Annotated in this window: 13 protein-coding genes and 1 pseudogene; 8 read left to right on the top strand and 6 right to left on the bottom strand. The window is 66.9% G+C overall.

Annotated features, from left to right (window positions below):
- Window positions 1–23 precede the first annotated feature (23 nt).
- Genes EPO41_RS28065 through EPO41_RS28055 form a run of 3 tightly spaced genes read left to right on the top strand, consistent with a single transcriptional unit; the run spans window position 24 to window position 2,778 of the window.
- Complete coding sequence (locus EPO41_RS28065) at window positions 24–662, top strand: HAD-IA family hydrolase (RefSeq protein WP_296332528.1); 639 nt, start codon at window positions 24–26, stop codon at window positions 660–662.
- Window positions 659–1,633 carry a tripartite tricarboxylate transporter substrate-binding protein gene (locus tag EPO41_RS28060; RefSeq protein ID WP_296332526.1) on the top strand — a complete coding sequence of 325 codons (975 nt, stop codon included), beginning with the start codon at window positions 659–661 and terminating at the stop codon, window positions 1,631–1,633. Before EPO41_RS28065 ends, EPO41_RS28060 begins: the two co-directional genes overlap by 4 nt.
- A gap of 20 nt (window positions 1,634–1,653) precedes the next feature.
- Window positions 1,654–2,778 (top strand): DSD1 family PLP-dependent enzyme, encoded by a 1,125-nt coding sequence (locus EPO41_RS28055; protein WP_296332524.1) that lies wholly within the window; start codon window positions 1,654–1,656, stop codon window positions 2,776–2,778.
- Window positions 2,779–2,789: 11 nt separating this feature from the next.
- Here the strand turns inward: EPO41_RS28055 and EPO41_RS28050 are convergent, their stop codons facing one another.
- The 3 genes from EPO41_RS28050 to EPO41_RS28040 form a co-directional block, all read right to left on the bottom strand.
- The gene (locus EPO41_RS28050; protein ID WP_296332522.1) at window positions 2,790–3,488 is read right to left on the bottom strand and encodes a helix-turn-helix transcriptional regulator; all 699 of its coding nucleotides are present in this window, start codon (window positions 3,486–3,488) and stop codon (window positions 2,790–2,792) included.
- A 64-nt stretch (window positions 3,489–3,552) separates the two neighbouring features.
- Window positions 3,553–3,912, bottom strand: coding sequence for a DUF6285 domain-containing protein (locus EPO41_RS28045; RefSeq protein WP_296332520.1), 360 nt, complete (start codon window positions 3,910–3,912; stop codon window positions 3,553–3,555).
- Between the two features lie 2 nt (window positions 3,913–3,914).
- The gene (locus EPO41_RS28040; protein WP_296332518.1) at window positions 3,915–4,940 is read right to left on the bottom strand and encodes a phosphotransferase family protein; all 1,026 of its coding nucleotides are present in this window, start codon (window positions 4,938–4,940) and stop codon (window positions 3,915–3,917) included.
- A gap of 68 nt (window positions 4,941–5,008) precedes the next feature.
- Between EPO41_RS28040 and EPO41_RS28035 the strand changes: the two genes are divergently transcribed.
- Together EPO41_RS28035 and EPO41_RS28030 are read left to right on the top strand one after the other, a co-directional pair.
- Complete coding sequence (locus EPO41_RS28035) at window positions 5,009–5,455, top strand: MaoC family dehydratase (protein ID WP_296332516.1); 447 nt, start codon at window positions 5,009–5,011, stop codon at window positions 5,453–5,455.
- Between the two features lie 8 nt (window positions 5,456–5,463).
- Window positions 5,464–6,408 carry a bifunctional riboflavin kinase/FAD synthetase gene (locus EPO41_RS28030; protein WP_296332514.1) on the top strand — a complete coding sequence of 315 codons (945 nt, stop codon included), beginning with the start codon at window positions 5,464–5,466 and terminating at the stop codon, window positions 6,406–6,408.
- A gap of 1 nt (window position 6,409) precedes the next feature.
- Here the strand turns inward: EPO41_RS28030 and EPO41_RS28025 are convergent, their stop codons facing one another.
- The 3 genes and pseudogenes from EPO41_RS28025 to EPO41_RS28020 all read right to left on the bottom strand — a co-directional run bounded on the left by EPO41_RS28025 (window position 6,410) and on the right by EPO41_RS28020 (window position 10,217).
- Window positions 6,410–9,388: an adenylate/guanylate cyclase domain-containing protein gene (locus EPO41_RS28025; protein ID WP_296332512.1), complete on the bottom strand. Its 2,979-nt coding sequence runs from the start codon at window positions 9,386–9,388 to the stop codon at window positions 6,410–6,412.
- 18 nt (window positions 9,389–9,406) lie between these two features.
- Window positions 9,407–9,532, bottom strand: a pseudogene (locus EPO41_RS29790) (zinc ribbon domain-containing protein); the annotation flags it as partial.
- A 109-nt stretch (window positions 9,533–9,641) separates the two neighbouring features.
- On the bottom strand, window positions 9,642–10,217 hold the full coding sequence (locus EPO41_RS28020) for a hypothetical protein (protein WP_296332510.1): 576 nt from the start codon (window positions 10,215–10,217) through the stop codon (window positions 9,642–9,644).
- Window positions 10,218–10,943: 726 nt separating this feature from the next.
- On the opposite strand from EPO41_RS28020, the gene ileS reads away from it, so the two are divergent.
- Genes ileS through EPO41_RS28005 form a run of 3 tightly spaced genes read left to right on the top strand, consistent with a single transcriptional unit; the run spans window position 10,944 to window position 14,902 of the window.
- A complete protein-coding gene (ileS, locus tag EPO41_RS28015; RefSeq protein WP_296332509.1) occupies window positions 10,944–13,793 on the top strand; it encodes an isoleucine--tRNA ligase in 2,850 nt (949 codons plus the stop codon).
- Window positions 13,790–14,272, top strand: coding sequence for a signal peptidase II (gene lspA, locus EPO41_RS28010; RefSeq protein WP_296332507.1), 483 nt, complete (start codon window positions 13,790–13,792; stop codon window positions 14,270–14,272). Before ileS ends, lspA begins: the two co-directional genes overlap by 4 nt.
- 45 nt (window positions 14,273–14,317) lie before the next feature.
- On the top strand, window positions 14,318–14,902 hold the full coding sequence (locus EPO41_RS28005) for a DUF3035 domain-containing protein (protein WP_296332505.1): 585 nt from the start codon (window positions 14,318–14,320) through the stop codon (window positions 14,900–14,902).
- Window positions 14,903–14,907: the final 5 nt, after the last annotated feature.

Below are 14,907 nucleotides of genomic sequence, written 5' to 3'. Positions count from 1 at the left end.
CCGCGACTTGCTACGTTCGGGGCATGACGACGACCTTTCCCAAAGCCGTGCTCTTCGATCTGCTCACGGCGCTCCTCGACTCCTGGACCCTATGGAACGACGTGGCGGGCTCGGCCGAACGCGGACGCGCCTGGCGCGCCGAGTATCTGCGGCTGACCTATGGCTGCGGCGCCTACGTGCCCTACGAGCAGCTCGTGCGCGAGGCGGCGGTGGCGACCGGCCTGCCGGAAAGTGCGGCCGATGCGCTGGAGGCGCGCTGGCTGGAACTGCCGCCCTGGAGCGGTGCGCAGGCGGCCCTCGACGCACTGGCCGGTCGCACGAAGCTGGGCGTCGTCACCAACTGCTCGATCCGGCTCGGCCGTCAGGCGGCGAGTCGCCTTCAAGTCCATTGGGACTGCATCGTCACCGCCGAGGAGGCCGGTTGCTACAAGCCCGACCCGCGGCCCTACCGGCAGGCTCTCGCAGCCCTGGGCGTCGCGCCCGGCGAGGCGGACTTCGTCGCAGGGTCCGGCTACGACCTGTTCGGCACTTCTGCCGTTGGCCTCAGGACCTACTGGCACAACCGCGTCGGCCTCGCGCGCCCCGAGGGGGCGCCGAAGGCCGCCCTCGAGCGGCCGACGCTCGACGATCTTCTCCCCTGGCTGGAAGGACGTTTGTCATGATCTTGCGCCGACTTCTGCTCACCCTCGCACCGCTGCTGCTGGCGACCGGCACGGCCACCGCCCAGAGCTTCCCAAGCAAACCGCTCACCCTGATCGTGCCGTTCCCGGCAGGCGGTCCCAGCGACGCGCTGGCCCGCGCACTCGCGCAAGGCATGGCGGCGAACCTCAAGCAGACCGTCGTGGTCGAGAATATCGGCGGCGCCAGCGGCACGATCGGCCTCGCGAAGCTCGTGAACGCGGCGCCCGATGGTTACACGATCGGCTTCGGCACGATCGGCACGCATGTGGCCAATGCGGCCCTTTTCAAGAAGCTGCCCTACGATCCGCTGACCGGCTTCGAGCCGATCGGCCTTGCCGGCACGGCGCCGCTGCTGCTGGTCGCCAAGGCAGGCTTGCCGGTCTCCAACCTCAAGGAGTTCATTGCCTACGCCGAGAAAAACAAGTCGGACATGACCTATGGCAGCGCGGGCGTCGGTTCGATCTCCCACTATGCGTGCGTCGTGCTGCTGTCGGCGCTCAAGCTCAACATCACGCACGTCCCCTATCGCGGCGTGGCGCCGGCCATGAACGACCTGATGGGCGGCCACATCGATTTCATGTGCGACCAGACGACGACGGCGCTGCCGCAGATCGCCGGCGGCAAGATCAAGGCGCTCGTCGTGCTGAGCGACCAGCCTTTGCCGCAGCTGCCGGGCGTCGCCACGGCCGCCGGCCAGGGTTACGACGTGAACCTGCGGTCGTGGAACGCGCTGTTCGCGCCCAAGGGCACGCCGCAACCGGTCATGGCGCGGCTGAACGAGGCGCTGCGGGCGGCCGGGGCCGATCCGGCACTGGTGAAGCAGATGAATGCGGTGGGTGTGGATCTGCCGTCGCCGGACGCGCTGCAGCCCGCTACCGTGACGGCGCTGATCGCGCGCGGGCTGGAAAAGGACGTGCCGGCGCTCAAGGCGCGCGGCGAGTATCTCGACTGAAGGGTGGAAACTTGAAGCTGATGGACATCGAGACCCCGGCGGCGCTGATCGACCGGCGTCGCATGGAAGGCAACATCGCGCGTATGCAGGGCCATCTCTCGTCGCTCGGCGTGCGCCTGCGGCCGCACGTGAAGACCTCGAAATGCATCGAGGTCGCGCGCGCCCAGCAGGCGGCGGGCGCCGTCGGCATCACCGTCTCGACCCTGAAGGAGGCCGAGCAGTTCTTCGCCGCGGGTTTCGCCGACGTGCTCTATGCGGTCTGCATCGCGCCGGACAAGCTCGACCGGGCGCTGGCGCTGATCCGCAAGGGCTGCGCGCTGACCCTGCTCGTCGATTCGGTGGCAGCGGCCGAGGCCGTCGTGGCCAAGGGCAAGGCGGCCAACCAGAAATTCCAGGTCATGATCGAGATCGATTCGGACGGGCACCGCTCGGGCGTGCAGCCCGAGGCGCCGGAGCTGATCGAGATCGGCCGGGTGCTGCAGGCGGGCGGTGCGACGGTGAAGGGCGTACTGACGCATGCCGGCAGTTCCTACGATCTCGACACGCCCGCGGCCTTGCAGGCGCTGGCCGAGCAGGAGCGGGCGCTCTGCGTGCGCGCCGCCGAGCGCCTTCGTGCCGCGGGCATCGCCTGCCCGGAGGTCAGCATCGGCTCGACGCCGACGGCGATCGCCGCGCAGCATCTCGAGGGCGTCACCGAGGTGCGGGCCGGCGTCTATGTCTTCTTCGATCTCGTGATGTCCAATGTCGGTGTCTGCACGCCGCAGGACGTGGCGCTCTCGGTGCTGACCGAGGTGATCGGCCACCAGCCCGAGAAAGGCTGGGTGATCGTCGATGCCGGCTGGATGGCGATGAGCCGCGACCGCGGCACGCAACGCCAGAAGATCGACTATGGCTATGGCGCCGTCTGTGATGTCTCCGGAAACATGATCGACGGTTTGATCGTGTCGGGTGCGAACCAGGAGCACGGCATCGTCTCGCGTCGCGACGGCGCGGCGGATGCCGGCGTGGTGGAGCGCTTTCCGATCGGCACGAAGCTCCGCATCCTGCCCAACCACGCCTGCGCCACGGGCGCGCAGTACCCGGCCTACGTTGCGGTGACGCCTGACGGCGACGGAATCACGTGGCCGCGATTCCAGGGCTGGTGAGACACTGAACCCTAAACCGTCGCGCCGAAATGGCTCCCGAGGGCGCGGCGGCCTGAGTCGGTGAGCCGCACGGTGCGGCTGCGGCGCAGGCGCTCGGCCCAGCCGCGCCTGAAGAAGGTGTCGGCAATGGCCGCGCCCAGGGCGCCCGAAATGTGCGGCCGGCGCTCGCTCCAGTCGAGGCACTGGCGCGCGAAGTGGCGCGAGCTTGCCTCGCGCGCCGTGCCGAGGTCGACGCCGAGCTTGTCGCAGAACAGTTCGCCCGATTGCGTGAGCTGCCAGTCGCGTGGCCCCTTGGGTTCGAGATGACCTTGCCGGGTCAGCGAATCGGTGACGGCGATGCCGACCTGGCCGGCGAGATGGTCGTAGCAGGTGCGGCAGAAGCGGAGATCGGGATCGCGCCGCCACGCCGCGCTCTTCGATGCCGGCGTCGCCCGCGTGCCGGCCAGCGCCATCAGCGATTCGATGGCGTGGGCCACCTCGGACGAGGCGAGGCGATAGAAGCGGTTGCGGCCCTGGGCGCGGGCCGCCAGCAGGTTCGCCTCGACCATGCGCGACAGGTGTCCGCTCGCGGTCTGGGCGGTGATGCCGGCATTGTGAGCGAGATCCGACGCGGTGTGGGCGCGGCCGTCCATCAGCAGCGACAGCATGGAGGCACGCGCCGGATCGCCCATCAGGGCGGCGATCTCGGAAAGGGCGTTCACGGTGGTCATGGGCGGACTCTATGCCCGGCCATCCGCGCCCGCCACGGTCAATGGTTCGGCCGGCGCCGAAGCATCAACGCCACTTCGGATTGGCGATGGCGATCTTGTCGGCGATGGTGGCTTCGAGATGGGCCATCAGGGCGGCGTCGGTCTCGTCGCGTTCGCCGCTGCGCAGCTGGCGCGCGAGTTCGCGGTTGAGTTCGTCGAGCGGGGCGTCGCGGCCCAGCAGCCGGACCAGGCGCTCGTGCTCGCGCGCATCGGCGGCCGGCCCGAGGCGCACCTCGCGTTCGAGGATGGCGAGCGAGTTCACGGCGACCCTCATCTGGAAGCCGAGCCGCGGCTCGGTTCGGTCGAGCGCCGGCGTCGCTTCCTCACGCAGGAAGTCGGCGATGGCGGCTAAAAGTTCGGCGGCGGTGGGACGGTCCTGGGCCACGGTCAGGCTCCCTGCTTCAGCAGTTGCAACAGGTCGACTTCGGTCTCGACGGCGCGGCGGCCGATCGAGGCGTGCTCCATCGACTTGATCGAGCCCGAGAGATGCTTCCAGGCCTGGTTGAGGCAGATGATGCCCCAGTGCACGGTGCCGAAGACCTCCCACCAGTGGGCGCGAGCCGGATCGACCCTGCCGCCGCCGGCGCGCTCGTAGGCGGCCCACAATTCCTCGCGACTGCCGAAGCCGCCGGCCGGCTTGTCGATCGCGCCGAAGCGCCAGCTCTTCACGCAGAGCCAGCCCAGATCCTCCACCGGGTCGCCGAGATGGGCGAGTTCCCAGTCAAGGATCGTCGTCACGCCGGTCTCGTCGACCAGGTAGTTGCCGGTGCGGTAGTCGCCATGCACCAGCACCGGCCGGTCGAGCGGTGCGGGCTTGCGGCGATCGAGCCACGACAGGGCCAGTTCGAAGACCGGCTGCGGCCGGCCCAATGCGTCGAGCGAACGGCGGAGCCCAGCGATATGGTCGGCGGCCTCGCGGCGAGGAAGGGGCGGCAGGGTGGCGGGATCGGTCGCATGGATGCGCGCCAGGATCTCGCCGAGCTGGCCCGCGATCTTTCCGCGCGCCGCCTCATAAGGAGCATCGCGCAGGAGCTTGCGCGCGATCGCAATGCCACCGACCCGCCGCATCACATAGGCCTCGCCCAGCCCGTCCTGCGGCGTGAGCTCGAACAGCGGCTCGGGCGCGCGCACGCCGGCATCGTGGGCCGCGCGCACCACCCGGAATTCGGTGGCGCGGTCGATGGCGACGGCCCGTTCGCGCTCGGTCTTCCCCTGCGCCGGCGGGTCGCGGCGCAGGATCAGCGGCTGGCGCGTACCGTTCACGATGGCGTCGAAGCTCCAGGTCTGGCGCGAGGCGCCGCCGGATTGCCGGCTCAGTCGCTCGATGGTGACGGGGCCGCCGAAATGGCGGCTGGCCGCCTCGCCGAGGACTCGGGTGACGGTTTCTGTTTCAGGCGACGTGTGAACGCTCATTTACCGGGACTGTGGCACAGGCTCCGCCGCATGGTAAGAGGACCGCGCCAACTGGGGAGATCAAGCAAGTGTCGAGTGCCTTCGCCGCGATGAACGGCCTGTACCTGGAAGACCTCAAGCCCGGCATGTCGGCGATGTTCGGCAAGACCGTGACCGACGCCGACATCGTGGCCTTCGCCGGCGTGTCAGGAGACACCAATCCCATCCACCTGCACGACGGCTTCGCGCGGACCACGCGCTTCCACCAGCGCATCGCGCACGGCATGCTGAGCGGCAGCTTCATCTCGACCGTGATCGGCACCAAGCTGCCGGGGCCGGGCGCGGTCTACATTTCCCAGACCATGAACTTCATGGCGCCGGTCCTCATCGGCGAAACGATCACCGCCGTGGCGACCATCACCGCCATCGACGAGAAGCGCCGCCGCGTCACGCTGAAGACCCAGTGCCTGAACGGCGACAAGGTCGTGATCGACGGCGAGGCCGTCGTGCTGGTGCCGCGGCGCGACGCGGCCTGAGCGAACCCATGGTTCCGGTGTTCGACGATTGGCATTCGGTGCCGGCAGAGTGGACGGGCGGCGTGGTGGCGCTCGGCAATTTCGACGGCGTGCATCGCGGCCACCAGGCGCTTCTCGCGCAGGCGCACGAGAAGGCCGCGGAACTCGGCGCGCCGCTGCTCGCCTTCACCTTCGAGCCGCATCCGCGCGGCTTCTTCGTGCCCGACACGGGACCGTTCCGTCTCACGCTCGCACCGGCCAAGACGCGGCTGCTCGCCGAGCATGGCGTGAAGGCAGTTCTGGCCCAGCACTTCGATGCGGCGTTCGCGGCCCTTCCGGCCGCATCGTTCATCGAGGATGTGCTCTCGAAGGGGCTACGGGCACGCCATGTCGTCTGCGGCTACGACTTCACCTTCGGCGCCCGGCGCAGCGGTAACGTCGAGATGCTGCGAGCCGAAGGCAAGGTGCGCGGCTTCGGCGTCTCGGTGCTCGATCCGGTGATGCGCGAGGGCGAGATCTACTCCTCGACCCGCATCCGCGAAGCATTGCGTGCCGGCTGGGCGAGCGAAGCGGCCGAGCTGCTGGGACATCCATGGGAGATCGAGGGCATCGTCGAACTGGGTGACCAGCGCGGCCGCACCATTGGATTTCCGACGGCCAACGTGGCTTTGGGCGAGCATCTGCGCCCGCGCTTCGGCGCCTATGCCGTGCGCGCGCTGGTCGACGGCCAGGAAAGCCAAGGGTGGCGCAACGGCGTCGCCAACCTGGGCCGGCGCCCGACCTTCGGCAAGCTGCAGGAGAATTTCGAGGTCCACCTGTTCGATTTTGCCGGCGACCTCTACGGCAAGGTCCTGAGGGTCGCGCTGGTGGATTTCATCCGGCCGGAGATGAAGTTCTCGGGCCTCGACCAGCTCAAGGCCCAGATCGAAGCCGACGGGCGGGCGGCGCGGCGGATTCTTGCCGCAGCGCCTTGAGTCAATCGTGGGGCGATGGCAGGTGCGTCAACAGCGCCGCGCCTGACTCTGCCAGCAGTGTTCTGAATGCCGGTGACGTCGGCCCGCTTATCAGCCACTCCGCATAGGCCAGCCAGACCTTGGCATCGCGCCGCCGCGCGACTGCAGCGGCTTCTTCGGCCGTCACCCGTGCGCGGTCGGCGAGACCCGCGCGCAGCTGGACATAGGCCAGGTCGCACAACATGCGTGCTTCGTTTTCAAGGCCTGCCTGACGCTGGCGAGCGAGGCGCAGGGCGTTGCTCAGCGTTGTGGTTGCCTCGGAGTATTCGCCGCGCATCGCCTGGCCCAGTCCGGCATAGGCCATGCCATAGACCATGAGGTATGGATTGCCGCTCTTCTCGCCCAGGCGATGGGCGGCCGTGCTGTGTTCGGTGGCGAGCGCCACGTCGCCTGTGCCCCAGGCAATATCGGCCATCGTTGCATGGGCCTGCAGCCGATGCAGTACGTCGACCGTCGCTTCGTCGCTTGCGATCAGGTCTGTGGCGAGCGCGCGGGCCTCGTCGTATCTGCCCATCATCGCGAGCGTTTGGCCGCGCATGCCCTTGATCCAGACGTCGACGCGGAAGCCCAGCGTCTGCTGGTCTTGCTCTTCCACCTTGTCGACACTCGCGAGTGCGAGTTCGTTGTCGGACAGGGCGGCGTGCAGGTCCCCGGCCAGCCGCAGCGCATGGCATCGGATGGTCGTCAGCACAGCGGCAAGTCCGGCATGCTTGACCGGATCGAGCAGGTCGCGCGCTTCACTTATCTTGGCGACATAGTCCATGGCCGAGCCGGTGCTGCCCAGCGCGCGGCCATAGGCGGCTGTGACCAGCGTGATGGCCCGCATGTCGCCGAGCGAACGCGCGATCTCCAGCGCCTCGATGTAGTACGGTTCGACGTCGGCGGCCGTCAGCCCCTCGCGCCAGGCGAAGTTCACGATCTGGCCGCTCGCCATTAGCAGCGGATAGCGCGCCGGTCCTTCCAGCGGCAGGCTGAGCAGCAACCGGCGGACCCGCTTCCAGGCTTCGAGTGCCTGTGCTGGATCGCGCGTGCCATGCCACATCGCGGCCTTCATGTTGTACGAGGCCGCCTGCGGAATATTCCCGGCCTCCTCGAGGTGATACGCGATGAAGCCTGCTTGAGCGCCGCCCGGATCCGGCAAGGTCTTTTCCAGTTCGGCGGCGACCGCCGCATGCAGTGCGCGCCGCCTGTCCGATACCAGGGACCGGTAGACGACTTCCTGCAGCATCGGGTGCTTGAAGGCGAAGGTTCCGGCGGGCGGCCCACCGGTCTCGTAGACAAGACCAGCTGTCGACAGGCGGTGCAGGGCCATGTGCACGACCGACTCGGCCAGTCCCGCGACATGCTCCAGGATCGGCGCCATGAATTCGCGCCCGATCACGGCGGCCGTCTGGAGCAGCGTGCGTTCCATTTCAGGGCGGCTGTCGACGCGCGCCGCCACGATCGCCTGTACATTGTCCGGAACGAGCTTCATGTCGGGCATGCGGAGAAGGCGATAGGCACCGGCTTCGCCGGCGAGATGGCCGCTGTCGGCGAACTTGCGCACCAGTTCCTCGATGAAGAACGGATTGCCGCGCGCCCGGTCGGCAATCAGCGGCAGCAACGGCACGACCGATTGGTCGTGGCCCAGCAGATGGGACGCCAGTTCGTCGGAGGCGTTCTTGCGCAGAGGCGCCAGGGAGACTTGATCGTAGTGGTCGCCGCGCATCCACGGCGCGGCATAGCCGGGTCGAAAATTCACCAGCAGCAGGAGGCGGGTGCCGATCAGGGCTTCGGCCAGAACCTCGATCAGCGATTCGCTGCCCGAGTCCATGAAGTGGAGATCCTCGAGCAGAATCACTGCTGGCGCGGTCGCCCCGGCCGCGCGCGCCAGTCGCCGGAAGAGCGCTTCGAGACGGTCGCGGCGCGTTCCCGGATCCATCTTGGGGGGCGCCGGTCCGCCGGCGCCTATGCCGAGGAAGTCCGAGAGCAGTGGAAGCTCCGATTTCAGGGCGGGATCGATGCGGGAGAGAACGTCGGCCGCCTTGGCGCGGCTGCGCTCTGCCGGTTCGTCAGGCGCGATCTCGAACAGAGCTTTGAGCATGTCTACGACCGGTTCGAACGGTGTGGCGCGACTGTGTGCCAGAGCTCGACCTTCGAGCACGCGAACGCCACGTGCGCGGCATCGTTCGGCAAACTCGAACGCGAGACGACTCTTGCCGACGCCGGCCTCGGCCACCACGCCGACGGCGCATCCATCGCCTTCCGCTGCGCGCTCGAGATTGCGCTCAAGCAGGGCCAGCTCGGCATCGCGTCCGACGAAACCCGAGCGTTCACGCTCGAGGCTGAAGCGCTGGCTGGTCGGCCCGCGGCGCAGGCCGGTGAGCAGGAACACCTCCAGTGGCGCCGACAGGCCGCGCACGTCGCGGGTGCCCATGGATTCGACCGAAACGAACTGCCGGGCGCCGCGAAGGGTGGCCGACGAAATCGCGATCCCGCCCAACGGTGCCAGACCTTCCAGGCGGCTCGCGATGTGAACTGTGATGCCGGTCGCATCGAAGTCGGTGGAGAAATCTGTGGCCACGGTGCGGGCCAGCACTTCGCCCGAATGAATGCCGACTCGGATCGGCAACGCATCGCCCGGCATGGCCCTGATCGAGGTCTGCATGGCGAGGCCCGCGCAACAGGCGCGCACCGCATGGTCCTCCTGCGGGTTGGGTGCCCCAAACAGCGCCATGACACCGTCGCCCTGGACCTTGATCACCGAGCCCTCGAAACGTCGGACCGCCTCGTGCATGGCCTCGATCACCGGTGCTAATCGCCGGGCGGCCGCTTCAGGATCAAGCGCCTCGATCAGTTCCGTCGAGCCGGAGACATCAGCAAAGAGGACAGTGATCTGTTTTAGTTCACCGTTGACGTCTGACGCGTACTTCGTTGAGGTGGCTGAAGGGGATGTGCCCATAGGCGAGCCACATTGGGGGCAAAAACGAGCCCCGGGAGGGCTCGAGTTCCCGCATGCCAAACAAATGCTTGATAGCGCCGCGCCACAGGCGACGCAGTATTTACTGTCTGGCGCGTTGTCTGTTTCGCAACTCGCGCAACGCATCGTGACCTCGATGATTTGGCGAGCATCGACTATCAGTCTGAGGCTCGCAACAGACGCCGCGATTCCGCCGGCGCCCACGAATTGAGGCCGACCTGGCTGCCTGGTGCTCCTATGATTGCTTTCTTGCGCCGGCCGAGCGCCTGGCCTGTACAATTTTCTTGATTGTCGCCTTCATCAGGGTGGCCTCAACGGTGTGTACGGTCAGCAACAGCGTGTAGGCACCGGTAGGATTCGGCGGAATCTTTTGCCACTCATCGACTCTGATTGTGTCGCTGGGAACGACCGAAACAACGATTTCCTTGCAGTTCGGCTCATCGCTCAAGCCCTGCCAGATCTGATGGGACAACTCTGTTCCGACATCGCTTGGCGTGGCGGACGCGGCAACTGAATTTGGATAAAACTGACTCAAAGTCGTTGAAGGTGCTGAACTGAGCGCGTCTAGCCAGTCCAACCATTTGGTGTTGCGCGTCTCGTTATCGTCATCGTCCGCAGGATCCACCGAGACGCGCTCGTCCCGGGCGATCTGGTTGAGTGAACGTCTATCCGGTCCGCCCTTTTTGAATAGCTTCTTCTTTCCCGGCTTTCGCCACTTGTTGATTTGCCCGCCTTCAGATCTTGCAGCGAAGTGTTTATTGATTCTCGCGACCATTTTCATGGTCTCAGCTGTATTGAATAGCAGGCCCATGCTTCCCCCCAAGCGCTTGATGTAGGTGGGAGGAAAAATAGCATGCGTGGTGCATATATCAAGTCAATCAACCAAGCTGAGGGCTCGCAATTCATTGAGCCCGCGTTGGGCGATCTTCTTTCCAGCCGCCGATCCAAATGTCTGTTCCAGCCCGTGTTCCAGGGCCCACTCGGTTGCTCGAGCTTCACTGCTCAGCCAGCGATAGAATTCTAAGTGTGGTGCTCCTCCCAGATGGTGGCCTGTTTCATGCGCGATCGCGACCGCAAGGCCTGCCGAGCCAATCCGTCTGTGTCTTACTAAGCCGCCGAACAAGCGAACCCGTTTCAGCCCACCGTCAAGAAACGCTTGGGCGTTTGCAAGATCGACACTTAGGTCCATGTCATAGACCAGTTCGCCGAACGTACTTTGGAAACGATGAAGGAGAACGCGCGCCCTTCGTCGTGGCCAATAATTACGTTTGGGCCATAGGAGCCGCGGAGGCACTGGTTGATCGAACAAAGGCAAGCATTTATTTTACGCGGCGGCATCCGGTCGAAGCAATTCCTAAGCATGCGGCCCCGCCTTGACCCCCCCGACCCCCATCCCTAGATTGCGCGCCCTATGTTCACCAGGGCTTTCCAGGAGCGAATTACCCGCCCGGTCCGCTGACCGCGGCCGGGTCGTCTTGCTTGCCAGCGGCCACCCGGCGGGTGGCTGGAATTTGCTCCCTCCTGCGCCGAGTTTCTTGTGACAACTGATTATAAAACCAGCGTTTTCCTGCCCAAGACCGACTTTCCCATGCGGGGCGGCTTGCCCAAAAAGGAGCCGGAACTCCTGAAGCGCTGGGCCGACATGAAGCTGTGGGACAGGATTCGCGAGGAGAGCAAGGGCCGCCCGAAGTTCGTACTGCACGATGGCCCTCCCTATGCCAACGGCCACCTGCATATCGGCCACGCGCTGAACAAGATCCTGAAGGACCTCGTCTCGCGCACCCAGCAGATGCTGGGCAAGGACAGCCACTACGTTCCGGGCTGGGACTGCCATGGCCTGCCGATCGAGTGGAAGATCGAGGAACAGTATCGCGCCAAGAAGCAGGACAAGGACCAGGTTCCGATCGTCGAGTTCCGGCGCGAATGCCGGGCCTTCGCCGATCACTGGATCACGGTGCAGCGCGAGGAGTTCAAGCGCCTCGGCGTCGACGGCGACTGGGACAATTACTACTCGACGATGAAGTACGAGTCCGAGGCCGTGATCGTCAAGGAACTGGGCAAGTTCCTTTTGAACGGCGGCCTCTACAAGGGCTCGAAGGCGGTGCTGTGGTCGGTGGTCGAGAAGACCGCGCTGGCCGAGGCCGAGATCGAGTATCACGACCACACGTCGGACACGATCCATGTGCGTTTCCCGGTCGTGCAGTCGAAGGGCGGCAAGCTCGACGGCACCTCGATCGTGATCTGGACGACGACGCCGTGGACCATGCCGGGCAACCGGGCGCTGGCCTACGGCAAGGACATCGCCTACGTGCTGGTCGAAGTCGCGGCCGTCGCCGAGGGCAGCAAGGCCCGTGTCGGCGAGAGACTGGTGCTCGCGCGCGACCTGGTCGATGCGGTCGCCGAAGAGGCGAAGTTCACGCCCAAGGTCGTGGCCGAGGTCCCGAGCGACGAACTCGAAGGACTGATCGCGGCCCATCCACTGCGCGGCCAGGGCTTCGAGTTCGACGTGCGGCTGCTGGCCGGCGACTTCGTGACGGCCGATGCCGGCACCGGCTTCGTGCATATCGCACCGGGCCATGGCGCCGACGACTACGAGCTGGGCGTCGCCAACGGCGTCGAGGTGCCCGACACGGTCGCCGAGGACGGCAGCTACTATCCGCACGTGCCGCTGTTCGCCGGCAAGCGCGTCTACACGCCGGAGGGCAAGAAGGGCGATGCCAACCGCACCGCCATCGCGCTGCTCGACGAGGCGGGCAAGCTGCTGGCCTCGGGCCGCATCACGCACTCCTATCCGCATTCCTGGCGTTCCAAGGCGCCGGTCATCTTCCGCAACGCGCCGCAATGGTTCATCGCCATGGACAAGCCGATCCCCGAGATCGGCGGGACCCTGCGCGAGAAGGCGCTGGCGGCGATCGACGCGACGCGCTTCGTGCCGCGCGCCGGCTACAACCGCCTGCGCTCGATGATCGAGACGCGGCCGGACTGGAACGTGTCGCGCCAGCGCGCCTGGGGCGTGCCGATCGCGGTATTCGTCGACAAGAAGACCGGCGAGCCGTTGCGCGACGCCGAGGTGATGGGCCGCGTCGTCGAGGCGTTCCGCACCGAGGGCGCCGACGCCTGGTTCGGGAGCCCGCCTGAGCGCTTCCTCGGCAACAAGTACGATGCCGCCGACTTCGAGCAGGTGACGGACATCCTCGACGTCTGGTTCGACTCGGGCTGCACGCACGCGTTCACGCTCGAGGGCAACGAGCGGCTGAAGTGGCCCGCCGACCTCTACCTCGAAGGCTCCGACCAGCATCGCGGCTGGTTCCATTCCTCGCTGCTCGAGAGCTGCGGCACGCGCGGCCGGGCGCCCTATGACGGCGTGCTGACGCACGGCTTCACGCTCGACGAGCAGGGCCGCAAGATGTCGAAGTCGCTGGGCAACATCACGGCGCCCCAGACGGTCTGCGACCAGTACGGCGCCGACATCCTGCGCCTCTGGGTGGTCGGCACCGACTACACCGAGGACCAGCGCATCGGTCCGGAGATCCTGAAGCACCAGGCCGAAGCCTATCGCCGCCTGCGCAACACGTTGCGCTACCTGCTGGGCAGCCTCGAGGGCTATTCGTCGGACGAGACGGTGGCCCATGCCGACATGCCCGAGCTGGAGCGCTGGGTGCTGCATCGCCTTGCCGAGCTGGACGCCGTGATGCGCCGCGCGGTCGACGACTACGACTTCCATGCCATCGCGACGGAACTGCACAATTTCTGCGCCGTCGACCTCTCGGCCTTCTACTTCGACATCCGCAAGGACTCGATCTACTGCGACGCGGCCGGCACGCTGCGCCGCCGCGCCGCCCGCACCGTCATGGCCGAGGTCTACTCGTTCCTGACAGCCTGGCTGGCGCCCATCACCTGCTTCACGGCCGAAGAGGCCTGGCTGGCGCGGCCCGGCGACATGCCGGATGGCAAGGCCGAGAGCGTCCACCTGCGCCTCTATCCCACCATCCCGCCGGCTTGGCTCGATGCCGCGCTGGGCGAGAAGTGGAAGACCGTGCGCGCGCTGCGCCGCGTCGTGACCGGCGCCCTGGAACTGGAGCGGGCCGAGAAGCGTATCGGGTCGAGCCTCCAGGCCGCACCGGTCGTCTATGCCGCGCCGGAATACCTGAAGGCCTTCGAGGGGCTCGACCTGCGGGATTACTGCATCACGTCCGGCGGCAGCCTGGTCGCGGGCGAGGCGCCTGCCGGGGCCTTCACGCTGCCCGACGTGGCCGGTGTCGCCGTGGTGCCGGCGCTCGCCGACGGCACCAAGTGCGCGCGCTGCTGGCAGGTCCTGGAGGAAGTCGGCAAGTCGGCCGCCCATCCGCTGCTCTGCCGGCGCTGCGAAGAAGCGGTCTCGGTATGAGGCGGCTCGACCGCCAGGCCATGGTCCTGCTCGCCGTCACCCTGGTGGCGGACCAAGTCTCCAAGCAGCTCCTGCTGGGGTTCCTGCGCAAGACCGGCGACATCGTGTCGGTGATCGACGGCTTCTTCCGGCTGGTCATCGTCTGGAACCGCGGCGTCAGCTTCGGCCTGATGGGCGGCGACCAGGCGCTGCCGCCCTGGGTCCTGTCGGCGGTGGCGATCGTCGTCTGCATCGGCCTTTTCCTGTGGCTGCGACGAACCGACCGCCCCCTCGCCGGATGGGGCATCGGCCTTGTCATGGGGGGAGCCATCGGCAATGTTATCGACCGTGCCCGTTGGGGAGCGGTGTTCGATTTCGCCGATTTCCACATTGGCCAGTGGCATTGGCCAGCCTTCAATGTCGCCGACGCGGCGATCGTCGTCGGCGTCGGGCTCATGCTGATCGACTCGCTGCAAGGCGAAAAGAAGCCGGCGCCCTGAAGCGGCCATGATCGGCAGACAAAAGTTCACGACCAAGGACGGACGATGAAACCGACTCTCCACCCGATTCCATTGGCTCTCCTGGCCTGCAGCACCCTCGCGCTGGGCGGGTGTGGCATGTTCGACAATATCGGCGCCAACAAGAAGACGTCGCCCGACGAGTTCAAGATCGTCTCGCATTCACCGCTGACCATGCCGCCCAACGCCGAGCTGCGGCCGCCGCGGCCGGGTGAGCCGCGTCCCCAGGAAGTCACGCCCGCCGACCAGGCCAAGGAGGCGCTGTCGCCGGCGCTCGCCGGCCGTACCCAGGCCCGCGTCAATGCCGGTCCCGACGCGGTCCGGTCGGGTAGCAGCTCCGAGCAGGCGCTGGTTGCCCGCGCCGGCAAGGGCGGCATCGACCCCAACATCAGGGGCCAGGTCAATACGGACACCAAGACCCTGGCCGAGAGCGACAAGTCGTTCATCGACAGCCTGATCTTCTGGCAGGACTCGCCGCCGGCGGGCGTGCTGGTCGATCCGGCCAAGGAGCAGCAGAGGATCCGAGATGCCCAGGCCTCGGGTCAGCCGGCCGCCGGGCCGACGCCGACGATCACCCGTCGCAAGCGCGGCCTGCTCGAAGGTATCTTCTGAGTTCG

Origin of the sequence: Reyranella sp. (assembly GCF_004297265.1) — a bacterium.
In the GTDB taxonomy this organism is placed as follows: Bacteria; Pseudomonadota; Alphaproteobacteria; order Reyranellales; family Reyranellaceae; genus Reyranella.
The sequence above is the reverse complement of the archived record's forward strand: the minus strand, read 5'-3'. Positions and strand labels throughout refer to the sequence as shown.

Coding starts and splice junctions, on each gene's coding strand:
- EPO41_RS28065 (WP_296332528.1), top strand. CDS start 24: ATGACGACGACCTTTCCCAAAGCCGTGCTCTTCGATCTGCTCACGGCG.
- EPO41_RS28060 (WP_296332526.1), top strand. CDS start 659: ATGATCTTGCGCCGACTTCTGCTCACCCTCGCACCGCTGCTGCTGGCG.
- EPO41_RS28055 (WP_296332524.1), top strand. CDS start 1,654: ATGGACATCGAGACCCCGGCGGCGCTGATCGACCGGCGTCGCATGGAA.
- EPO41_RS28050 (WP_296332522.1), bottom strand. CDS start 3,488: ATGACCACCGTGAACGCCCTTTCCGAGATCGCCGCCCTGATGGGCGAT.
- EPO41_RS28040 (WP_296332518.1), bottom strand. CDS start 4,940: ATGAGCGTTCACACGTCGCCTGAAACAGAAACCGTCACCCGAGTCCTC.
- EPO41_RS28030 (WP_296332514.1), top strand. CDS start 5,464: ATGGTTCCGGTGTTCGACGATTGGCATTCGGTGCCGGCAGAGTGGACG.
- EPO41_RS28025 (WP_296332512.1), bottom strand. CDS start 9,388: ATGGGCACATCCCCTTCAGCCACCTCAACGAAGTACGCGTCAGACGTC.
- EPO41_RS28020 (WP_296332510.1), bottom strand. CDS start 10,217: ATGGGCCTGCTATTCAATACAGCTGAGACCATGAAAATGGTCGCGAGA.
- lspA (WP_296332507.1), top strand. CDS start 13,790: ATGAGGCGGCTCGACCGCCAGGCCATGGTCCTGCTCGCCGTCACCCTG.
- EPO41_RS28005 (WP_296332505.1), top strand. CDS start 14,318: ATGAAACCGACTCTCCACCCGATTCCATTGGCTCTCCTGGCCTGCAGC.